Raw genomic sequence first — 2,633 nt, 5'->3', positions numbered from 1 at the left:
TCACGAATAATTTTACAAACTTTATCAAGCACTTTTTTTCCCAAAGGAAGCCAAGAATAAATTCCTGATGTTTGCTGTCGAATCATCCCAGCACGCAACATAAAACGATGAGAAACAATTTCTGCTTCTTTAGGATTCTCTTTTAACAGGGGAAGGAAATATTGAGAAAGACGCATTGAAATAATTAACTCCTAATCAGATCTACCATATTGAAACAATTTAACACACCCTCCATTCATCTATAGCCGCATTCTGAATACTTGCAAATATAACGATCTTATTGTTTCAAAATTTATTGTGCTCTATTCTCTATTTTTCTTATTTAGCAATAAAATAAAAATGCTTTTCTCTTTAAATAACGTAATAGGAAAATTCTTTATTTTGACCGATGCAAAAAAACTGTACAGATAGGTTTTTTTTGCCAAATCTCATGAACAGCTGCTCTTACTGCACGTCGTGTTGCCTCTCGAATAAGTTCATTATTGTTCCGTTTTAGCCGTGGGATGTTATAAACTGTATTTTCTACAATATCTAAAAGAATATCTTTCAAACTCTCCCCTTTTCCATTATTTTCAGGTAACCCGAATGTTGATAGACCGATATCCCCCAATAATTCATACTTATTATTTATATGGAGAGAAATAGTAACATGACCAGCATAACTGAGTTTGCGGCGTTCACGAATCCCTAATTCATCTTCATCCCCAATTAGGCAACCATCCTTATAGATACGTCCAACAGGAACTTGATCAACAACTTTTACAGGCTTTGGTGCGAGACGTAACATATAGCCATTTCTGATATCCATAACAGTTTGAATACCTGCTTGACGGGCTAAAGTTGCGTGAGTCTTAAGATGCATTGCTTCCCCATGTACAGGAACAAGTATCTGTGGCTTTATCCAATCATACATCTGTAAAAGTTCTGAACGACGGGGATGACCTGAAACATGAACAAGAGCATCTTCATTCGTAATAATTTCAATACCCAAATCAATGAAACGATTTTGTACCTCAAGAATAGATTTTTCGTTTCCTGGAATACTTCGTGATGAATAAATAACGGTATCACCAGCGGAGAGTGCAATATTCCTCATTCCATCACGTGAAAGTTTAGCCAAAGCAGCACACGGCTCACCTTGGCTTCCTGTGACGATTAAAACAAGATCTTTTCGCGGGATGTAACCATAATCATCTTCTGTTACAAATGGCGCTAAACCATTCATATAACCAAGCTCTTGTGCAACCATAATACTTCGCTTAAGGGAACGCCCAATGACAAGTACCTTACGCCCAGAAGCTTCAGCGGCAAGAGCAATAGAACGTATCCGACCAATATTAGAAGCAAAAGTTGCTATCGCAACGCGCCCTTTAGCTTTCAAAATAATTTCAGAAAGACTGGTTTGAACCTGCTGCTCTGATGGAGATATACCATCCCGACACGCATTTGTGGAATCACAAAGTAATGCTAAAATACCTTTTTTGCCTAAAGCACGAAATCTTTTTTCATCGGTTACAGCCCCGAGTGAAGGGGTATGATCGATTTTCCAATCACCAGTATGAATCACAGTCCCCAAAGAGGTTGTAATTGCTAAAGAGACAGCTTCTGGTATTGAATGGTTAACGGCTATAGCCTCTACAGCAAAGGAACCTACCTGAAAACAATCACCAGCTTGAAAAATATTGAGTGAAATTTTTTGAGATTCAAAATCTGCTTGCCTTTTACTTTCCAATAATCCTGCCGTAAAAGGTGTACAGTAAATTGGAACTTGTAACTTTGGCCATAAATCAAGAACGGCCCCATAATGATCTTCATGAGCATGTGTTAAAACAAGACCATGAATATTGTGTTTTTCACTTTCTAGAAAACGAATATCAGGCAAAACAAGATCTGCTCCCGGTAATTCAGGTCCAGCAAAACTAACTCCCATATCAACAAGCAACCATTCACGAAAATTTTCAGGACCAAATCCATAAGCAGCGAGATTCATCCCTATTTCACCTACTCCTCCTAAAGGTAAAAAAACAAATTCATTCTCGTTGGCCGCAACCATAAACATCTCCTAAATCATTAAGATAATCTGATGATGAAATAAAACTTTATCAATTAATACGATTTGCATGAGCAGAAGCAGCTGAACCAAAATGAACATCCCCAGCTGTTATAATGGCTGTTTGACCATTATTTTGTTTTATGATGCAGTTAAAATCACTATCAAGACCATCAAAAATACCCTCGATGACTTTTTCATCATTGATTATTTTGACATGTTGCCCAAGATGAGCAGAGTATAAAAGCCACTTTTCGCGAATTATATTGCGTCCTCCTGATTGTTTCCAAAGGAGATAGTTTTTAGAAAAAAACTCCGTCAGAACCGTAAATAACTGTTCTGCTTCAATATGCAAACCAATATTCTTTAAACTTGAAGTGGGATAGAGTGCGTTTTCATAATTATATTTCACATTTATTCCAATACCAATAACCAATGCATATTGTTGTGATGGCAATTTTAAAATCTCGAGCAAAATTCCAGAGCTTTTCACACCTCTGAGCAAAATATCGTTTGGCCATTTTAAGCTCACAATATTGTTTGTTTGCTTTTCATCTTTTATAAATTGTTTTATTGCCTCTGC

Annotated in this window: 2 protein-coding genes and 1 pseudogene; all 3 read right to left on the bottom strand. The window is 36.8% G+C overall.

Going from position 1 to position 2,633, the window contains the following annotated elements:
* Nucleotides 1–176 (bottom strand): annotated as a pseudogene (locus tag ACFIO3_RS09625) (proline--tRNA ligase); the annotation flags it as partial.
* Nucleotides 177–376: 200 nt separating this feature from the next.
* Nucleotides 377–2,053: a ribonuclease J gene (locus ACFIO3_RS09620; RefSeq protein ID WP_375615194.1), complete on the bottom strand. Its 1,677-nt coding sequence runs from the start codon at nt 2,051–2,053 to the stop codon at nt 377–379.
* Nucleotides 2,054–2,102: 49 nt separating this feature from the next.
* Nucleotides 2,103–2,633: biotin--[acetyl-CoA-carboxylase] ligase (locus ACFIO3_RS09615; RefSeq protein WP_375704370.1), on the bottom strand; the 531-nt coding region annotated here is incomplete at its 5' end.

Source organism: Bartonella sp. AD328YNZD (assembly GCF_042196425.1).
The sequence above is the reverse complement of the archived record's forward strand: the minus strand, read 5'-3'. Positions and strand labels throughout refer to the sequence as shown.